The sequence below is a fragment of the Aeromonas sp. 602658 genome (assembly GCF_049173005.1).
Classification (GTDB): Bacteria; Pseudomonadota; Gammaproteobacteria; order Enterobacterales; family Aeromonadaceae; genus Aeromonas; species Aeromonas veronii_A.
This window is the reverse complement of sequence record NZ_JAAKRF010000040.1, coordinates 17,244-36,799: the sequence shown is the minus strand read 5'-3', so window position 1 is coordinate 36,799 and position 19,556 is coordinate 17,244. Positions and strand designations below refer to the sequence as shown.

The window sequence follows — 19,556 nt, the reverse complement described above, 5'->3', positions numbered from 1 at the left end:
TAGAATACCGGCCTGTCACGCCGGGGGTCGCGGGTTCGAGTCCCGTCCGCTCCGCCACTAATTTGAAGGCCTTCCCTGATGGGAAGGCCTTTTTGCTATGGGCGTTTTTGCCCAGTGATCCACAGTTTTGCACACCAGAACCAACACAAAGCCCAGTCTGACGACTGGGTTTTGATGTTTTAGCCTGCTGGTGAGCTGCCGACATCCCACCGCGATGGCAATACCTTCCCCCTGTTGGCGTTCTTGCTACTGTTTCCAGCTCTGTATCGCATCACACCCCACCTTGGCCATAGTGCATGACGATTAAATCAGGCCATCTTGCAACGGTACGTCATCGCTTCCACTTGTTTGTGTAATCCCTTTTTTGCTTATGGATTTATTCCATTAAAACAGTCTCTTATCAAGAATGAGCGATTCTGCTGCAGGAATACCACATGAATCAAATGATAATGATTATTGTTTGAATGATTCTGGCGAGGTCGTTACAATGCGGGCTGATTAATAAAGTGATTTTCAAATGAGCCTTTTCTAATGCTGCGTCTGGCCGGATGCTAGGGCGTTGTAATGAGTGAAGTAAGGGAATACGTCACCTTCCTACTAATAATGTTCAGGCTAAAACATGACAACAGTGAAACCGAACAAGCTTGCCTTGCTGATCTGCTCCCTTCTTGCGACCCAGGCCTATGCTGCCGAACAAGAGGTGATGGTCGTCACCGCTTCCGGCTTCCAGCAGAAGATTGAAGACTCTGCCGCCTCCATCTCCGTGATTCCCCGTGAGCAGCTGGAAAAGCGGGCCTATCGCGATGTGACTGACGCCCTGAAGGATGTTCCCGGTGTTGTGGTGACCGGTGGTGGCAGCAGCAGTGATATCAGCATTCGCGGTATGGGCTCGAAATACACCCTGATGCTGGTTGATGGCAAGAAGGTGGATAGCCGTGGCACTCGCCCGAACAGCGATGGTCCGGGTATCGAGCAGGGCTGGCTGCCGCCACTGCAGGCGATTGAGCGGATTGAGGTCGTCCGTGGTCCCATGTCATCCCGTTATGGTTCCGATGCCATGGGGGGCGTGATTAACGTCATTACCCGCAAGACCACCGGTCTGGCCTGGCAGGGCTCGGTTCATGCTGATTCGACCTTCCAGGAGAACAAGGATGCTGGCAACAGTTTCCAGACCGATGCCTACACCGCAGGTTCACTGATCGATGGCGTGTTGGGGCTGCGTTTCAACGGGCAGCTCGCCCATCGTGGTGAAGACAAATTTATCCAGGGTTTTGCGGAGCAGGAGACTCGCAGTGGCACGGCGGTGCTCAGCTTCAAGCCTGATGACCATAACCGCTTCGATCTGGAGGCCAGTCGCAGTCTGCAGGATCGGGATCGCACGGCCGGCAATTCGCTGGCTGCCAAGGCGAAAGATAGCCTTAACCGCTACGAGCGCACCAACTATGCGCTGACCCATGATGGCCAGTATGATTTCGGCTCTTCCAGCAGCTATCTGCAGCAGGAGATCAATACCAACCCCGGCCGCCAGATGGAGCTCACCAACACCATCGCAGATACCCATACCCAGTTTATTCTGGGTGATCACTACCTGAGCGTCGGTGGTCAGTATCGCTATGAGGATCTGCACGATCAGGGCAATACCCTGAAAGTGGCCAACCCTGCCGAGCAGCTGACCCGCTGGAGCTGGGCGATGTTTGTCGAGGATGAGTGGTCACTCACTGACAGCTTTGCCCTGACCGGTGGCGCCCGCATGGATCGGGACCAGAACTACGGTTCTCACTGGAGCCCGCGCCTCTACGGCGTCTGGCATCTGGATGATAGCTGGACCTTGAAAGGAGGCGTATCGACCGGTTACCGCTCTCCTGACTTGCGGATGTCGGCGGCCAACTGGGGTCAGGTCACCGGTGGTGGCAGCCTGGATGGTATGCTTGTCGGTAACCCGGACCTCAAACCCGAGACTAGCGTGAGTGAAGAGATCGGTCTGCTGTGGAACGGTCATCAGGGTTTCAACGCCGGGGTTACCCTGTTCAACACCGACTTCAAGAACAAGATCTCCGAAGTGCGTCGCTGCACCAGCAAGAGTGATCCCGCCTGTACCCTCAATGGGTACAGTTATGACTTCATCAGTGATCGGGTCAACGTCGACAAGGCGAACATGCGCGGGGTCGAGGGGATGATGGATTGGGCTATCAACGAGGATTGGTCGGTCAGCTCCAGCTACACCTTTACCCAGTCCGAGCAGAAGAGTGGTCCACTGGCGGGTCATGCCCTCAACCAGATGCCCCGTCACATGTTCAACGGCAGTGTTGACTGGCAAACCACCGAGGATCTCAGCCTCTGGTCACGGGTCAACTTCCGTGGCGAGACCTCCGAGTACCTGAGCCGTGTCAAGATGGCGGAGGGGACTCCTTCCTACACCTTCTTTGACATGGGCCTGGTCTACAAGGCCAACAAGCATCTGGCTCTGACCGCAGGGGTCTACAACCTGTTCGACAAGACGGTGGATTACAGCAGCTATGGCACTGTGTTGGATGGTCGCCGCTACAACCTGGGCGTGACCTACAACTTCTGATAGGAAACGTCTCATGCGGCCGCCATCTTCTGATGGCGGCCGTTTTTATTGCGCGTCCGTCAGAGGGCTATGCCTGATAGGGGGCGGCTTGCCAGGTATTGCGCCCCAGTCCCTTGGCCTGATACATGAGGGCGTCAGCCTGCCGTAGTAGCTGCTCGGCATCAGCCTCTCTCTCTGCGGCGACCCAGACTGCCCCGGTGCTGATGGAGAGGGTCACCTCGCCGCTGCTGGTGTACAGGGTTTGCCGGTTGCTCTCCAGGCAGATGCGCTCGGCCCATTCTTCTGTCTCTGCCAATGTGGCCAACGGCAGCAGCAGGCAAAACTCCTCGCCGCCGATGCGAGCCAGCAGAGCCTCTTCGGGTAACAGGTTCGTCACAGTCGTGGCCAGCTTTTCCAGCAACAGATCCCCGATGCCATGACCAAAGCGGTCATTGGTCTCCTTGAAGTGATCCACATCGAAAAGCAGTAGAGCACAGGGCTCCCCGCTTGCCAGTCGTTGCTCCATGGCAGGCATGAATGCCCGTCGGTTGAGCAGGCCGGTCAGGGGGTCGGTACTGGCCTGCTTCTCCAGTCTGGCGTTGGCGCGGCTCAACTCGGTGGTACGGCTGGCAACAGCGCGGCGCAGTTGCACTATGTAGGCCACCATGATTAACACTCCGGCCAACAGCAGCCAGGGACCGAGATGGATGGGGTAGACGGTTTCGACATGCATCCATTTGCGGATGATCCGCTCCCGATCGCTCTCTTTGAGCTTGGCGAACCCCTCTTCCAGCCGGTTTAACAGGGCAAGGTCGCCCTTTTTCACTGCAAAGCGGATCTGGTCGGTATAGAGGTGGCGAACCGGAATAAAGCGGGTGGGATCGTCCGAGGTATATATGTAGAAGTTGGCGACCTGCAGATCGGCGATAAAGGCCTTCACTTCACCCTTGAAGGCCGCAGCCAGCAGGGTGTCATTGTCATTGAAGGTTTGCAGTCTGGTGCCGGGGAAGTAGCGTCTGGCGTAATACTCCTCGTAGCCACCGGCTACCACACCGACCGTTTCATGGAGCAGGTAGTAGTGGACATCGGTGCCGCGCAATTCGCTCGAGAAGAAGAGTTGGGAGTCGAGCTGGGCGAGAGGCCGGCCATAGTCGAACAGTTTGTCCCGCTCCGGTGACCAGAGCAGTCCGGCGTGAACATCCGCTTTCCCCTCATGGAGCAGGTCGAGGGAGCCCTGCCAGTCGACCAGCCTGAACTCGATCTTCTGGCCGGTCACCCGGGCATATTCACGCCACAAATCGATCAGCAGGCCATCCGGCTGGCCCGACTCATTGATATAGGAGAAGGGCTGCCAGGCTTTGGAGTTGGTAATGATGATCGGCTCTTCCGGGGCTTTGGCCCAGGCAGGCAGGGCAAGGGCGAGCAGCAGGAGCCCCCATCCGATACTGACTATGACTCCTGTCCTGGAAGAGGCCATCCTTGCTCCAATCCGTTGCCGTATACCGTCCCGTGGTCACCGATTATCACCACCTTTCTGATCGAAGAACAAGCGCTCAAATGATGAAGTTTGCATGATGTAAACGGCGCCATGACAAGGTCGGCGGATAGAGTGACTACTTACAGCGGCAGGCTGATCCGCGCCTCCAGCCCACCTTGTGGCCGATTGAGCAGGGTCAGTTCGCCGCCGTGCTGATGGACCAGGGTGCGGGCAATGGAGAGCCCGAGCCCCACGCTGCCGGACTCGGTGTTGCGCGCTTCGTCTAGCCGTACGAAGGGTTTGAACACATCTTCCAGCCGCGCAGGATCGATCCCTGGCCCGTTGTCGCAGACCCGGATCAACAGCTCCTCCTTGCGTCGCTCCAGCGACACTTCGGCGCTGCCGGCATATTTGATGGCGTTGCCGATCAGGTTCTGCAGCACCCGGCGCAGGGTGTTGGCCCGGCAGGCGTAGACCTCTTTGCCCTCCGCCAGACAGGTGACCGGCTGGCCGGTATCGGCATAGTCATCGCACAGGCTGACCAGCAGGCTGACCAGATCCAGCTCGCGGGTGGCCTCCTGCTGCCCCTCCTCGCGAGCAAAGCTGAGGGTCGCGGCCAGCATCTGCTCCATCTGTTGCAGGGTCTGCTGGATGCGCTCCTTGTCCTCGCTATCGGCCAGAAATTCGGTACGCAGCCGCAGGCTGGTGATGGGGGTGCGCAGATCGTGGGAGATGGCCGCCAGCATTCGGGTTCTGTCCTGCACGAAGCGGTCGAGCCGGGTGTGCATCCGGTTGAAGGCCTGAATCGATTCGCGGATTTCGGTCGGCCCCTCCTCTTTCAAGGGCTCGATATCCTCGCCCCGTCCTAGCCGCTCCGCATTGCCTGCCAGCTGCTTGAGCGGGCGGGTGGCGCGACGAAACAGCAGCACCATCAGCCCGATCACCAGACTGGCGACCAGCATCAGGTTGAGGGTGGTCTGCCACGACCAGCTGCCCGCCTCCTTGTCGACCAGCGAACTGAACTGCAGCCAGCCCCCCTGCGGCAGTTCGATGGAGCCGTAGAGCCGCATGTCCCGCGGCGGGGGTGGCCCCTTGCGATCCCGCATCATGCGGGCGTGATGCTCCCATGCTTTGCTGCGCTGGTTATCCTCTTTCAGCTCGGCGCTGATCTCGACAGTGAGGCCGGGGGGGTAGTTGAGGCGCGAGCGCACCAGCTGCTCGAAGCGGGGGCTGCGGTTATCCGGTTGCAGCGGTTCGTCGGAGAGGCGCAGCAGCAGGGTCTCGCTGCGGCTCGCCTTGAGGATCTCGTCATAGAGGGACGGGGGGGAGAGGGAGAGCAGCCTGACCACAGAGATGATCCGCTGCATGGCGTTGCGGCTGTTGACGAAGCCGAGCGCCTCCTCCCGATCCGTGCGGTATATCTGGATGCTGAGCAGCTGGATCAGGATCAACCCTGCCAGCGCCACCAGAATGATTTGGCCGGTCAGCCCCTTGGGCCACATCCGTGCCCACAGTCGTCGCAAGGTGCCCACTGCTTAAACCTGCGTCACGTCGGCGGAGAACATATAGCCGCCACCCCAAATGGTCTTGATCAGCTCCGGATTCTTGGGATCCCGCTCCAGCTTGCGGCGCAGGCGGCTCACTAAGGTATCGATGGCGCGATCAAAGGCCACCGCCTCGCGGCCACGGGCCAGATCCAGCAGTTGATCCCGGCTCAGCACTCGCAGCGGGCGTTCCAGAAACACCTTGAGCAGATCGAACTCGGCAGTGGAGAGGCTGAGGCCCACCCCATCCTCATCGACCAGCTCCCGACGATTGACGTCGAGTAGCCAGCGATCGAAGCGCAGATCCCGGGTCAGGGTTTCAGCGGCGGGCTGGGTTTCTGCCTGGGTGCGGCGCATCACCGCCTTGATCCGCGCCAGCAGCTCGCGCGGATTGAAAGGCTTGGCCAGATAGTCGTCGGCCCCCATCTCCAATCCGATGATGCGGTCGGTCTCTTCCCCCATAGCAGTCAGCATGATGATGGGCAGGTTCGATTTGACCCGCAGCTCGCGGCAGAGGGTCAGGCCATCTTCACCCGGCATCATCAGATCCAGCACCAGCAGGTCGAACTCCCGCTCCTCCAGCAGTCGCTTCATCTCCTTGCCATCCCGGGCGCAGCTGACCCGCAGGCCGTGCTGTTCCAGAAAGCGTTTCAAGAGATCGCGGATCTCGCTGTGATCGTCGACCACCAGAATGTGGGTGTTGCTCTGGTTCATGAATACCTCCCCTGCTTGGCGTTGGCACGAGTATACGAAAATCCGCCCGGCGGTTTGTGTCAAAGTGTGCCAGATCCGCACGATGCCACACTCTGCTACAAAAAAGGACGATGCTGGCAAAGTTCAGACACCGATAGGGTGTTTACTTGAGGGCAAGGCAAGAGCGCCGAACCAGAATCATCCCTACAGGAGATAGACCATGAAAAAGCTGACCAAAACCCTGCTGACCGCCACCCTGATCCTTGGCTTGCCGCTGGGCGCCTATGCAGCCAGTGAAGCAGCCCCCACCGGCCAGCCCGGTGCCATGGTGGATTGCCCGATGGACGGTGGTGGCATGATGGGTGGCAAACACCACGGTGGTCGCCACGACAAGATGGCCCGCATGCAGAACATGACCCCGGAGCAGATCCAGGCCAACCTGCAGCAACGTTATGACCGCATTGAAGATCCGGCCAAGAAGGCGGAGTTCATCAAGAAGCTCAACGAGCGTGCCGCCGGCATGACCAAGCACGCCGAAGCGATGAAGCAGTTTGCCGAAGCGAACCAGTAACAGCGACTGCTGTTATCAACCCAAGGGTGGCCTAGGCCACCCTTTTTGCGCTTACTGCGTTGAGACGCAGCTTGGCTGAGCGCTGGTGATTGCCAATAAAAGAGGGGGAGCATGATGCTCCCCCTCTTGCTATCTGTGTCGGTGCGAGTGTGCAACCCACTTCACCGGACGAGCGAACTTAGCCCTGAGTCTTGTCGGTCAGTTCTACTTTCTTGACGGTTTCGCCTTCGAACTTGATGACCACGTTTTTCTTGGCGGCGTCGGTATCTTTCAGCAGGGTTTTGGTGGTTTCTGCCAGCAGCGGAGAGGCCTTGTTCAGGGCATCCAGATCATAGGTCCACACTTCCAGACCGGATTCAGTCTTGGTGGTGGCAGGAGAGCCCAGCTTATCTTTGACTGCCTGCTTGTTGGAGCCGCCTTCCTTGATATCCAGTGCCTTTTTGATGGCTTCGTTGGATGCGCTGTCCATGGCACCGGATACGGCAGTGCTGGCCGCATCCTTGACGCTGCTGGTGACGCTGTCGGTCAGCGAGTCCATCAGGCCGGCATTGGCAAACAGGGGCAGGGTGGTGAGGGCAACCAGCAAACTCTTTTTCATTTTCTACAGCTTCCATGGGTTCAATGAGGCGGCTATGAAATCAGCAAAGATATTGGGCGTCAAGTGAGGCATGCAATTAACATTTCTGTTAACTGGATCTCATTTCTCACCAGTTGCAAACAGTTTTGGTATCTCCCGCACCAGCCAGCTTTTGGCCTTGCCCATGGTGTCTCGCCGCCAGGCCAGCACCACCTGCAATTGATGGCGATATTCGGGGCTGATCACCTTGAGTCGTCCGGCCCGGATGTCCTCCTCAATCCAGCTCTGTGGCATGGTGCCGACGCCGATCCCTGCCAGCAGGGCATCCCGTTTCTCCGTCATGGTGCTGACAGTGAGGCGCGGCTGCTTGTCCAGCAGGCGGTAGGTGAGCACCGGCTTGCGCAGGGCGGTATCGGCGACGGCGATGGCGCGATAGCGGCGCAGGGTTTCGTCAGCCAGAGGCTCCGGCTCCTGATGCAGCGGGTGATCGGGATGGGCGACGTAGAGCATCACCTCGTCCTTGATCACCTGATGCTTGATGCCGGTCATCATGATGTCGGGGTTGATGGAGGAGATAAGCAGGTCGGCGCGACCATCTTCCAGACACTCCCAGCTACCCGCCAGCACCTCGGCCCGCAGCCGCAGTCGGGTATCGGTCTGCTCGGCCAGCTTCTCCACCAAGGGGTAGAGGGCCTGCACCGGGACCAGTGCATCGACGGCGACTGTGATGTCGGTCTCCCAGCCACGGGCCAGCGCCCGGGTCTCTCCCACCAGATGCTCGGCTGCCTCCAGCAGTACCCGGCCGCGCTCCAGCAGCATGCGCCCCGCCGGTGTGAACTTGGTGCGGTGGCCGCTGCGGTCAAACAGCATGGCATCCAGTTCATCCTCCAGCTTCTGCACTGTGTAGCTCAATGCCGAGGGGACCTTGCCCAGCTCGTCGGCCGCCGCCGCAAAGCTGCCGCGGCGGTCGATGGCGTCCAGCACCCGGATTGCCTCCAGGGTCAGCGCCCGCTCCTTGTTCGATTCCTTGGCCATTCCTCACCTTCAATTTTTTTGAATATGTTTGCCAGTTTATCTCGCTAACAAGTTAGGTCATGTCACTTTAATATTCAATCAACGCTTAGGCAGGAACGTCGAGCGGCCAAATATGCGGGTAGTTCCGTACTGTGACACACCAAATAGGTCTGTCTGACGTCGGTGAAAGAACAACACACTATTTGAATGACCTCTTGCATGGATGCATTGATTCTGGCCGAAAAGGCCTTGGCAATGACATATAAAACAAGAGAGTGAATGAACATGAAAAACGTAATCAAGATGCTGGCCGTTGCAGGCCTGATGACCACTGGTTTCGCCCAGGCTTCCGTACCGGCTGACTTCAATGCCATGCCCGGCGTGCTGTTTGTGAACTGGAACGCCACTGCCGCAATGGATGGCAAAGCCAATCCTATGCTGGAAGTGCGTGACGAGTCTGGCGATCTGCTGGCATCAGTCCACGCCAACCTGACAGGCACCCAGCAGGTGCGGATCCCGAGCCGTACCCAGGGCAACCTGACCGTCAGCCTGGCTGACCAGAGCAGCGAATACCGTATTCCGTTCGGTATCGGTAGCGGCAAACAGCGTTAATCAACCGTCCCGGTAGATGAGGAGCACACCATGATGCAATTGAGAGCCGCAGAAGCGCGGGGCAAGGCCAACTTTGGCTGGCTGGACGCGCGCCACAGTTTCTCCTTCGGTCACTACTATGACCCGGAGTGGATGGGACACTCGGTACTGCGGGTGATCAATCAGGATCTGGTTGCGCCGGGTGGCGGATTCGCCACCCACCCTCACGCCAATATGGAGATCCTCACCTGCGTGCTGCAAGGCACCATAGAGCACAAGGACAGCCTCGGCCATGCCGAGCAGATCCCGGCAGGGGATTTCCAGCTGATGAGTGCAGGTAGCGGGATCCGCCACAGCGAGTACAACCCCTCGCAGACGGAACCCCTCTCCCTGTTGCAGATCTGGATCGAGCCGAACGAGTTCGGCACGCCACCCGGGTATCAGCAGAAGAAGATCGAGTCCAGACCGGGCATGACGCTGGTAGCGTCACCGGATGGCGAGGCGGGATCGCTGCGGATCCGCCAACAGGCCCGCGTATGGCGGCTGGAACTGGCCCCGGGCGAGACGCTCGAATGGGCACTGGCTGGCCGACACGGTTACCTGCAGATGATTTCAGGTACGCTTGCCGCCAACGGTCTGGCTGCCCGACCCGGCGACGGGGTACTCAGTCGTGATGAATACCGGTGGGAGCTGGTTGCGACCAGTGCCAGCCAAGCCCTGTTATTTGACCTACCCTGAAGCAGTCAGCGGTGATGTGACACAAACGAGGAATATGAAATGGACAAGATGAAAGATGTAGCGCTGCTGGCGGGTCGTGTACTGCTGGCGCTGATGTTCGTAATGGCTGGCTGGAGCAAGATCGGCGGCTATGCCGGTACTCAGGGCTATATGGAAGCGATGGGTGTGCCCGGCTTTATGTTGCCGCTGGTGATCCTGCTTGAGCTGGGTGGTGGCCTTGCCGTCGTGCTGGGTCTCTTTACCCGCAGCCTCTCCGTGCTGCTGGCCGGTTTCACCCTGATGGCTGCCTTTATCTTCCACTACCAGCCTGCCGAACAGATGCAGATGCTGATGTTTATGAAGAACGTCTCAGTGGCCGGTGGTTTCCTGGCGCTGGCGGCGGCCGGAGCAGGGGCTTTCAGTGTGGATGCCCGTCTCGGCAAAAACTGGTAATGCCCTGAAGAGTCAAGTTTTCCAATGCCTTTTGGCCGGTGCAACTGCACCGGCTTTTTTCTGTCTGCGTTTTCCGGGTAGGTGAGGTGACGGCACAAATCTGCGGCGCCCCTCATGGTTCAGCGGTTTGCCCGCCTGCTGGCCACAAGAGCCTTTTGCATCTTCCCCTTCGATCCCCGACAATTCTCACTCTTGTGAAGTGACGGAAATGGCTCGCCTTTTCCCTCGCCCCCTCTCATCCACAGGCGGGAATTGCTCATGTTTACCCTCTACCACTCCAATCAGCTGGATCTGCTCAAAGAGCTGCTGGTGAGCCGCATCCGGCAGGCCCCTCTCTCTCACCCCTTCGAGCGGGAGCAGATCCTGGTACAGAGTCCGGGCATGGCCCAGTGGCTCAAGCTGGAGCTGGCCAAAGCCTTCGGCATCGCCGCCAATATCGACTTTCCGCTGCCCGCCAGCTTTATCTGGGAGATGTTCACCCGGGTGCTGGCGGATGTACCGCGTCAGAGCCCCTACAACAAGGGCTCCATGAGCTGGCAGCTGATGACCATTCTGCCCGCCTTGCTGGACAGGCCCGCCTTTGCCCCGCTCGCCGCCTATCTGGGCGGGGGAGATGAGGAGGATCCCGCCCAGGATCCCGAGCAGGTGCGGCTGTGGCAGCTCTGCCAGAAGGTGGCGGATCTCTTTGACCAGTATCTGGTCTACCGGCCGGACTGGATCGCCCGCTGGGAAGAGGGGGAAGGATTGAGTCAGGAGCTGGCCGGGGTGAGCGGTCAGGATTGGCAGCCCGAGCTGTGGCGCGAGCTGGTGGCCCGCACCCTGGCGCTCTCTCCGAGCGGCTACCACCGCGCCAACCTCTACGAGGAGTTTATCCACGAGCTGGCGCGCACCGCCGATCTGCCGGGCAAGCTGCCGCAACGGGTCTTCGTGTTCGGCATCTCGGCGCTGCCGCCGCGCTATGTGGAGGCGCTGCTGGCCCTCGGTAGCCGACCGGAGGTGGAGGTGCACCTGTTCGTCACCAACCCCTGCCGTTACTACTGGGGGGATCTGCTGGATCGCAAGACCCTGGCTCGGCTGGAGAACAAGCTCAAACCCGGTACCGACATCGAGACATTGCAAGGCCCCGCCAACCCGCTGCTCGCCTCCATGGGCAAGCTGGGGCGCGACTACCTGCATCAGCTGATGGAGCTGGAGGTGCCGCAAATCGAGGCTTTCGTCGATATCGACGAGGTGGACGCCAAGGGCAATGTCAGCCTGCTGCGCGCCATCCAGAAGGATGTGCTGGAGCTGGCAGAACGGGGCGCCGGCCAGTTCGATCTCGACAGCAGCCATCACAAGAGCCCGATCGATCCGGCGGATGGATCCTTGCAGATCCACGCCTGCCACGGCCCGATGCGGGAGCTGGAAGTGCTGCACGACCGGCTGCTGGCGCTGTTCGAGCAGGACCCGACCCTCACCCCGAAAGACGTGGTGGTAATGATGCCGGATGTGAACAGCTACGGCCCCTACATTCAGGCGGTGTTTGGTGCACGGGGTCAGATCCCGTTTGCGGTATCGGATCGGGCGGCGAGTCAGGAGAGCCCGCTGCTGCAAAGCTTCCTCGCCCTGCTCAGGCTGCCCAACGCCCGCTTCGGGGCAGGGGAGCTGCTGGCCATTCTCGAGGTGCCCGCCGTGCTGCGCCGCTTCGAGCTGGATGACGACGAGTTCAACCAGTTGCGGGTCTGGGTGCAGGAGACCGGCATCCGCTGGGGGTTGGATGACGGCTACCCCGTCCGTTTCGATCTGCCACCCATGTCCGGCAACAGCTGGCTGTTCGGCCTGCGCCGCATGCTGCTCGGCTTTGCCATGGGGGATGGCGAGCCGGTGGCGGGCATCCTGCCCTACGCCGATATAGAGGGACAGCAGGGGCTGGCGCTCGGCAAGCTCGCCTGGTTTGTCGATTCGCTGGCCGAATTCCTGCCCCGCCTGCAACAGGCGCAGTCGCTGGCCGAGTGGAACGCCTGCCTGCTGGCGCTGCTGGAGCGCTTCTATCTGGCCGACGAGGATGAAGAGCGTCAGCTACAGCTTATTCGCAGCCAACTGGCCGAGTGGCAGACCCGGCTCGGCGAGGCCCGCTTCGAGCAGCCCATCACCGCCGATCTGTTGCAGGATTACCTCGGCAGCGTGCTGGGAGAGTCCCGCTCCAGCCAGCGCTTCCTCGCCGGTCAGGTGAACTTCTGTACCCTGATGCCGATGCGCTCCATTCCCTTCAAGCAGGTTTGCCTGCTCGGCATGAACGACGGCGTCTATCCGCGCACCCTGGCCCCCATGGGGTTCGATCTGATGGCGGTGGCTTCGCGGCGCGGGGATCGCTCCCGTCGTGATGATGACCGCTACCTCTTCCTCGAGGCGCTGCTCAGCGCCCAGCAGGGGCTCTATATCAGCTATCAGGGATTCAGCGCGCAGGACAACAGCGACAAGGTGCCATCGGTGCTGCTGGCGGAACTGATCGACTATGTGCGGCAGGGCTTTGTGCTGGTGGGGGATGAGGATCTGGACGACGAAACCTCCGGCAAGCGGCTGCTCAGCCACCTGATGGTGGCGCATCCGCTCACCCCCTACAGCCGCAACTACTTCTACCCGGAGGCGGGTTCGCGCCTCTTTACCTATGCCGCCGACTGGCTACCCGCCCTCAATCCGGTGCGCGGCGCGGCCAACTTCCAGAGCGGCGAGCTGCCTTTACCTCCCGAATGGGGCAAGGAGCAGGGGCTGGAACTGGCGGAGCTGCTGCGCTTCTATCGCCAGCCCACCAAATATTTCCTCAACCGCCGCCTCAAGGTGTGGTTTGAGCTGAACGAAGCCAACATCGAGGACAGCGAGCCGTTCGAGCTGGATGGCCTGCAACATTATCAGCTGAAAGATCTGCTGCTCGATGCCCATCTGGCGGAAGGAGATAGCACCGAGCGTCGCGAGCGGTTGCAGCTCACCGGCCTGCTGCCGCAAGGGTGGTTCGGCAGCCTGCTGCTGGACGATCTGGATGCCGAGATGGGCAAGCTGGCGGATCGGCTGCGGCCATGGGTTGCTGCCAATGAGTCAGAAAAGCAGGCGGTGGAGATCGATATCTCGCTGACTCAGGGTCAGCTGCAAGGGTGGATCGACACTCAGAAGGGGCGCTTGCTGGTGGTCAAACCCGGCAGCTTCAACGGCAAGGATCTGCTGCTGGGCTGGATCCAGCACCTCTGCCTCTCATTGAGCGACGCCCCCGGCGACACCCTGCTGTTCGATGCCAAGCAGAGTCTGCGCCTGCCTGCGCTGTCGGCCGACGAGGCGCGGCCCAAGCTGGCGGCGCTGGTGGCGTGCTGGGCGCAGGGGATGAAGCGGCCGCTGCCGTTTTTCCCCAACACCGCCTGGGATTGGCTCAAGGCGATCGAGAAGGATCCCGACAAGCCGGAGGCGGCCGACAAGGCGGCCCTCACCCGTTTCAATGGCGGCTGGATGATCAATGGGGAGGGGCAAGACGTTTACGTCGCCCGCTGCTTCCCCGAACTCGATGAGGAGGTGCTGGGGCAGTTGCAGGCGCTGGCCCGCGAACACCTGACCCCGCTGCTCAAGACCCTGGAGGAGCTGAAATAATGGCTAACCCGCTCAATACATTGCGTTTTCCCCTCCATGGTGAACGACTGATCGAAGCCTCCGCCGGTACCGGCAAGACCTACACCATCGCCGGTCTCTACCTGCGCCTGCTGCTGGGCCACGGCCCCATGATCGGCGAGGGCGCCGATGCCGGTCAGCCGAGCGCCCACGAACGGCCCCTCTCGGTGACCGAAATTCTGGTGGTGACCTTTACCGAAGCGGCCACCGCCGAGCTGCGCGGGCGGATCCGCGGTCGCATCCACGAGGCGCGGCTCGCCTTTATGCGTGGTTATAGTAATGATGCCCTGCTGAACATGCTGCTGGCCGAGGTAGGCGATCACGAGCTGGCGGCTCGTCGCCTGCTGGCCGCCGAGCGGCAGATGGATGAGGCGGCGGTCTTTACCATCCACGGCTTCTGCCAGCGGATGCTCAAGCAGAACGCCTTCGAATCGGGTGCCCTCTTTGAAACCGAATTTCTTACCGACGACAGCCAGCTCAGGCTGCAGGCGGTGAGTGACTACTGGCGCGCCGAGTTCTATCCGGTGGATAAAGCCCTCGCCAGCGCCGTGCGCGCGCTCTGGCCGAGCCCCGCCGCCCTGCTGCGGGAGATGGGCAGCTGGCTCGACAACAGCGAGCTGGAGATCCACCCCGTGCTAGGGGATGAGACCCTCGCCGCCCGCCATCAGGCGGCCATGAGTCGCATCGCGGCGGTGAAGAGCGAATGGCTGGCGCAAGGGGACGAGATCCGCCGCCAGACCGACGGCCAGATCAGCCGCTACACCGGCAAGAACTACGAAGGGTGGCTTGCCAAGATAGCCGACTGGGCACAGGACGAGAGCAGTGGCTACGCCATCCCCAAGGAGCTGGAGCGCTTTGGCCAGACGGTGCTGGAGGAGAACCTCAAGAAGGGGGGCGCTGTGCCGACCCTGCCGCTGTTCAGTCAGATAGACGAGCTTCTGGCCAGCCGCCCCGGTATTCGGGATCTGATCCTGCAACGGGCCGCCAAAGTAGTGCGCAGCCGGATGCAGGCCAGCAAGCGCCAAGCCCATCAGCTCTCGTTCGATGACCTGCTCAAAGACCTCGATGGGGCGCTTGGCTCAAGCCTTGGCGAGCGGCTGTGCGAGCGGATTCGCGCCACCTACCGGGTGGCGATGATCGACGAATTTCAGGATACCGATCCCCAGCAGTACCGCATCTTCCATCGGCTTTACGGCGGCCACACCGACACGGCGCTATTGATGATTGGTGACCCCAAGCAGGCCATCTACGGCTTTCGCGGCGCCGACATCTTTACCTACATTCAGGCGCGGCGAAATGTGAGCGCCCACTACACCCTAGGGCGCAACTGGCGCTCCAGCAGTGCGCTGGTGGGGGCGGTCAACGGCCTGTTCGAGCGGGCCAAGGATCCCTTTATCTACGAGGCGGATATCCCCTTCCTGCCGGTGGAGGCGCAGGGCAAGAGCAAGGCGCTGCAGCTCGATGGCGTTACCGCCCCTGTGCTCCACTGCTGGCAGCTGACCGGCCAGCCCACCTTCAACCGGGGGGATTACCAGAGCAAGATGGCCCGCGCCACCGCCGCCGAGATCCACCGCCTGCTGACGCTGGCCCGCGAGGGCAAGGCGCTCATCGGCGACAAAGCGGTGAAGGCCGGGGATATCGCCGTGCTGGTGCGCACCGGCGCCGAGGGCAAGCTGGTGCAGCAGGAGCTGGCGCGGCTTGCCATCGCCTCCGTCTATCTGTCGAACCGCGAGAGCGTGCTGGAGCAGACGGAGGCGCGGGAGATCCTGCTGATTTTGCACGCCTGCCAGAACCCGAGCGATGAGCGCAGCCTGCGGGCGGCGCTGGCGACCGGCCTGTTTGATCTCGATGCCAAGGCGCTCGATGGACTGGCCAGCGACGAGCGGGCGTGGGAGAGCGCGGTGCAGGAGTTTATGGAGTACCGCAAGATCTGGCACCGCCGCGGCGTGCTGGCGATGCTGCGGGCCCTGCTGCACCGGCGCAATCTCGCCTCTTCGCTGTTGGCGAGCCCCTATGGCGAGCGGCGGCTGACCAACTTCCTCCATCTTGGCGAGCTGCTGCAACAGGTGAGCAGCGAGCTGGACGGGGAGTATGCCCTGCTGCGCTGGTTGGGGGAGGCGGTGAGCCGCCCCAACGGCCAGGATGCGGAGCAGGTACTGCGGCTCGAATCCGAGCGGAAATTGGTGCAGATCGTCACCATCCACAAATCCAAGGGGCTGGAGTACCCGCTGGTGTTCCTGCCCTTTATCTGCAGCCACAGAACCGCCGAGACCCCGCTCTATCACGAGGCGGATGAGGCGGACAATCGCACCATTCTCGATCTGACCGGCGCCGACTCGTCGCTCGCCGAAGCGGACAGGGAGCGCCTTGCCGAAGATTTGCGGCTGCTCTATGTGGCGCTGACCCGGGGCGTCTACGCCACCTGGCTGGGGCTGGCGCCGGTGCGGGCGGGGGCTGGCAAGTCGGAGAAGACCGATCTGCACCACACCGCCATCGGCTACCTGCTGCAAAAGGGTGAAGAGGGGGATGCGCAGACGCTGGCGACCGCCCTGACCGAGCTGGCGCAGGCGCTGCCCGGGGTGGCCGTCGGTGAGCCCTCGCTCACCCGTCCGGCCCCGCTGCCGCCAGAGGAGGAGCAGCTGGGCGAGCCGCAGGTGCGCCACTTTAGCGGCTCCCTTGAGCGGGACTGGTGGATCAGCTCCTACTCCGGACTGGCGGCGCAGGGCCATGGTCACAGCAAAGGTGTCTTGGCCAACCCCGGCTTCGATGACGAGGTAGTGACCGAGGCGGCCGCGCTGGTTTCCGAGCAACCGGAGGAGGCGCCCCAGCCCTCCATCTTCACCTTCCCGAAAGGGGCGCGCCCCGGCACCCTGCTGCACAGCCTGTTCGAGACCATCGACTTTCAAAGCGCCGCAGGCGAGCCGTTGGCAGAGCATATCGCCAGCTTGTTGCTGCAAGACGGTTTCGACGAGAGCTGGGCTCCCGTGCTGCAACAGCAGGTCGAAGCGGTGCTGGATACCCCGCTCGATACCGGCTTTGGCGAACCGGTACGGCTGCGGGATCTGGCGCCCGAGCGCAAACAGGTGGAGCTGGAGTTCTTCCTGCCCATGGGGCGGGTGACGGCACCGGCGCTGACCGCCCTCTGCCAGCAGCACGACCCGTTGTCGCGGGGCAACAAGCCGCTCAGCTTTGCCACTGTGCAGGGGATGCTCAAGGGCTTTATCGATCTGGTGTTCGAGTGGCAGGGGCGCTGGTATCTGCTCGACTACAAATCGAACCACCTCGGCATGAGCCCCGCCGATTACAGCCGTCCGGCGCTGGAGCGGGCGATGGCCGAGCACCGCTACGACCTGCAATACCAGCTCTACTCGCTGGCGCTGCACCGGCTGCTCACCCTGCGCCTGCCGGGCTACGACTTCGAGCAGCATTTTGGCGGGGTTTTCTATCTGTTCCTGCGCGGCATGCCGCAGGGGGGCATTTTCCATACCCGCCCGAGCCGTGAACTGGTGTTGGGGCTGGATGAGTTGTTTAGAAATGGTGATCGCTCAGGCGGTGTTTCATCAGCAGAATTAAACGAGGTAGAGGCATGAGCGGCACCATGATCAGCACCGCAGCCAGCGCAATGATGGTTGAACGGTTGAAAACACTGGCGCTGGCTGGCCGCATCCGCCAGCTGGATCTGCAATTTGCCCGGCTGGTGGCCGACCTTGGCGGCAGCCCCGAGCTGGTGCTGGGGGCGGCGCTCGCCTGCTTCGAACTGGGGCGCGGCCATGTCTGTTTGCCGCTGGAGATGCTCATCGCCGGATCCCTGCGCCCGTTCGGGCTGGATCCCCAGCAGAGCCGGGATCTGTTGCTGGATCTGGCGGATCCTTCCCGCTGGCCCGCCCTGTTTGCAGAGAGTCCCCTGGTTGGAACCGAGCAGGATGAGGGGCTCGCCCCGCGCTGGCCGCTGCGGCTGTGGCACGGGCGGCTCTACCTCACCCGCTACCACGATTTTGAACTGGGGGTGGCCCGCCATCTGCGTACCCTGAGCGAGCGAGCCGAATGGCCGGAGATTGCTCCCGCCCTGTCGCGGCTGTTTGCCCGCGACTACGGGCTGGTGTTCGGTGCGCTGCTCAAGGCCCGCCTCGCCCCCGACTTCTCGGCCCGCCACTTTATCGAAAAGTATCTGGATCTGGTGTTCCCCAATGAAGTGGATTGGCCCGCCATCGAAGGGCTGCTCGCCAGTGCGCAGGCGGCGAGTGATTTGAGCAAGCTGGATACGCTGGTGCCCGAGGCGCTCTGCTGCAACGGCCAGAAGCTGGCGGCGGCCACCGCGGCGGCGCGCCCCTTTGCGGTGATCTCCGGCGGCCCCGGCACCGGCAAGACCACCACGGTGGCCAAGCTGCTCGCCATTCTGGTGGAGACCGGCCTGCAAGCGGGCAAGGCCCCGGCGATCCGGCTGGTGGCCCCCACCGGCAAGGCGGCGGCGCGCCTCACCGAGAGTATCGGCTCTGCCCTGCAGGCCCTCGATCTGCCTCCCGAGTGGGTGGAGGCGATCCCCACCGAGGCGGGCACCCTGCACCGGCTGCTCGGGGTCATTCCGGGGCGCAGCCAGTTCCGCCACCACGCGGGCAACCCGCTGCACCTCGACTTGCTGGTGGTGGATGAGGCCTCCATGGTCGATCTGCCGATGATGGCGCGCCTGCTCGATGCGCTGCCGAGCCACGCCCGCCTGATCCTGCTCGGCGACAAGGATCAGCTCGCCTCGGTGGAGGCGGGGGCCGTACTCGGCGATATCTGCAGCTTTATCGAACAGGGCATCAGCCCGGCGCAGGCGGACTGGCTCTCCCGCCAGACCGGCTACCGCCTGCAGGGCACACCCGCAGGGGCACCGGTGCGCGATAGCCTCTGTTTGCTGGCCAAGAGCTGGCGCTTTGATCAGCATTCGGGCATTGGCCAGCTGGCGCGCGCCTGCAACAGCGGCGATGCCACGGCGGTGGAATCAGTATGGGGCGCAGGATTCGCCGATATCAGCCTGCACCCCTGGGTCGGGGAGGCCTACGACGCCCTGATTGCCCAGGGGGTGGCCGGTTACGGCAGCTATCTGAAAGCGGCCCGCGCGGGGGAAGCGCCCGCCGCCGTATTCAAGGCATTCAACAGCTTCCAGATCCTCTGCGCCCTGCGCGATGGCCCGTTCGGCGTGCTGGGGCTTAACGAGCGGCTCGAACTGGCCCTGTCACGGGCTGGCCTGATTGCCCGCGATGGCGACTGGTATGCCGGTCGCCCGGTGATGGTGGTGCGCAACGATCACGGCGTCGGCCTCTATAACGGCGATATGGGGCTCTGCCTGCCCGATGAAACTGGCCGGTTAAAGGTATGGTTTGAGCAGCCGGACGGCACCTTGCGGGCCCTGCTGCCAAGCCGGCTGCCGCCCCACGAAACTGTCTACGCCATGACCATCCACAAATCCCAAGGGTCGGAGTTTGCCCATACCGTGCTGGTGCTGCCCGACAGCCCCAGCCCGCTGCTGACCCGCGAGCTGGTCTATACCGGCATCACCCGCGCCAAGGCGCGGCTCGATCTCTACGGCGATCGCGCCCTGCTGGCTCAAGCGGTCAGGAAAAAGACCGAGCGTTATTCCGGATTGGCGGAGAGGTTGGGGGAGTGATTGATGGCGGCGGTAAAGGGATTTACCGTACTTTTACGCGAGTTTTCGAATAGCATTTGGATATATTTTTTGGTATTAATTGAGTCTG

At 61.8% G+C, this 19,556-nt stretch carries 13 protein-coding genes; 8 read left to right on the top strand and 5 right to left on the bottom strand.

Features of this window, described 5'->3' with window-relative positions; genetic code table 11:
• Positions 1–619: 619 nt before the first annotated feature.
• Positions 620–2,572: a ligand-gated channel protein gene (locus G5253_RS18585; RefSeq protein WP_266135488.1), complete on the top strand. Its 1,953-nt coding sequence runs from the start codon at positions 620–622 to the stop codon at positions 2,570–2,572.
• A 67-nt stretch (positions 2,573–2,639) separates the two neighbouring features.
• Here G5253_RS18585 and G5253_RS18580 read toward each other — a convergent pair whose 3' ends face one another.
• From G5253_RS18580 to G5253_RS18570, 3 genes are all read right to left on the bottom strand, one after another.
• The gene (locus G5253_RS18580; protein ID WP_421203986.1) at positions 2,640–4,028 is read right to left on the bottom strand and encodes a diguanylate cyclase domain-containing protein; all 1,389 of its coding nucleotides are present in this window, start codon (positions 4,026–4,028) and stop codon (positions 2,640–2,642) included.
• A 140-nt stretch (positions 4,029–4,168) separates the two neighbouring features.
• A complete protein-coding gene (locus G5253_RS18575) occupies positions 4,169–5,530 on the bottom strand; it encodes an ATP-binding protein (protein ID WP_162511657.1) in 1,362 nt (453 codons plus the stop codon).
• 33 nt (positions 5,531–5,563) lie between these two features.
• Complete coding sequence (locus G5253_RS18570) at positions 5,564–6,286, bottom strand: response regulator (protein WP_421203984.1); 723 nt, start codon at positions 6,284–6,286, stop codon at positions 5,564–5,566.
• 199 nt (positions 6,287–6,485) lie between these two features.
• Here G5253_RS18570 and G5253_RS18565 point away from each other — a divergent pair, with 199 nt between their 5' ends.
• Entirely contained in the window at positions 6,486–6,836 is a 351-nt protein-coding gene (locus tag G5253_RS18565) for a hypothetical protein (RefSeq protein ID WP_005355311.1), read from the top strand.
• A gap of 178 nt (positions 6,837–7,014) precedes the next feature.
• On the opposite strand, the gene G5253_RS18560 is transcribed toward G5253_RS18565, so the two are convergent.
• Together G5253_RS18560 and G5253_RS18555 are read right to left on the bottom strand one after the other, a co-directional pair.
• Positions 7,015–7,434, bottom strand: a complete 420-nt coding sequence (locus tag G5253_RS18560; protein WP_266135486.1) for a hypothetical protein — start codon at positions 7,432–7,434, stop codon at positions 7,015–7,017.
• A gap of 99 nt (positions 7,435–7,533) precedes the next feature.
• A complete protein-coding gene (locus G5253_RS18555) occupies positions 7,534–8,448 on the bottom strand; it encodes a LysR family transcriptional regulator (RefSeq protein WP_043821788.1) in 915 nt (304 codons plus the stop codon).
• A gap of 258 nt (positions 8,449–8,706) precedes the next feature.
• Between G5253_RS18555 and G5253_RS18550 the strand changes: the two genes are divergently transcribed.
• From G5253_RS18550 to recD, 6 genes are all read left to right on the top strand, one after another.
• The gene (locus tag G5253_RS18550; RefSeq protein WP_013723379.1) at positions 8,707–9,039 is read left to right on the top strand and encodes a hypothetical protein; all 333 of its coding nucleotides are present in this window, start codon (positions 8,707–8,709) and stop codon (positions 9,037–9,039) included.
• Positions 9,040–9,069: 30 nt separating this feature from the next.
• Complete coding sequence (locus G5253_RS18545; RefSeq protein WP_216952676.1) at positions 9,070–9,756, top strand: pirin family protein; 687 nt, start codon at positions 9,070–9,072, stop codon at positions 9,754–9,756.
• A 39-nt stretch (positions 9,757–9,795) separates the two neighbouring features.
• Entirely contained in the window at positions 9,796–10,188 is a 393-nt protein-coding gene (locus G5253_RS18540; protein WP_005336513.1) for a DoxX family protein, read from the top strand.
• Between the two features lie 258 nt (positions 10,189–10,446).
• Positions 10,447–13,800 (top strand): exodeoxyribonuclease V subunit gamma, encoded by a 3,354-nt coding sequence (recC, locus tag G5253_RS18535; protein WP_421203981.1) that lies wholly within the window; start codon positions 10,447–10,449, stop codon positions 13,798–13,800.
• Positions 13,800–17,408 carry an exodeoxyribonuclease V subunit beta gene (gene recB, locus G5253_RS18530; protein ID WP_421203979.1) on the top strand — a complete coding sequence of 1,203 codons (3,609 nt, stop codon included), beginning with the start codon at positions 13,800–13,802 and terminating at the stop codon, positions 17,406–17,408. The genes recC and recB overlap by 1 nt, the downstream gene beginning before the upstream one ends.
• Positions 17,405–19,468: an exodeoxyribonuclease V subunit alpha gene (gene recD / locus G5253_RS18525; protein WP_421203977.1), complete on the top strand. Its 2,064-nt coding sequence runs from the start codon at positions 17,405–17,407 to the stop codon at positions 19,466–19,468. Before recB ends, recD begins: the two co-directional genes overlap by 4 nt.
• Positions 19,469–19,556: the final 88 nt, after the last annotated feature.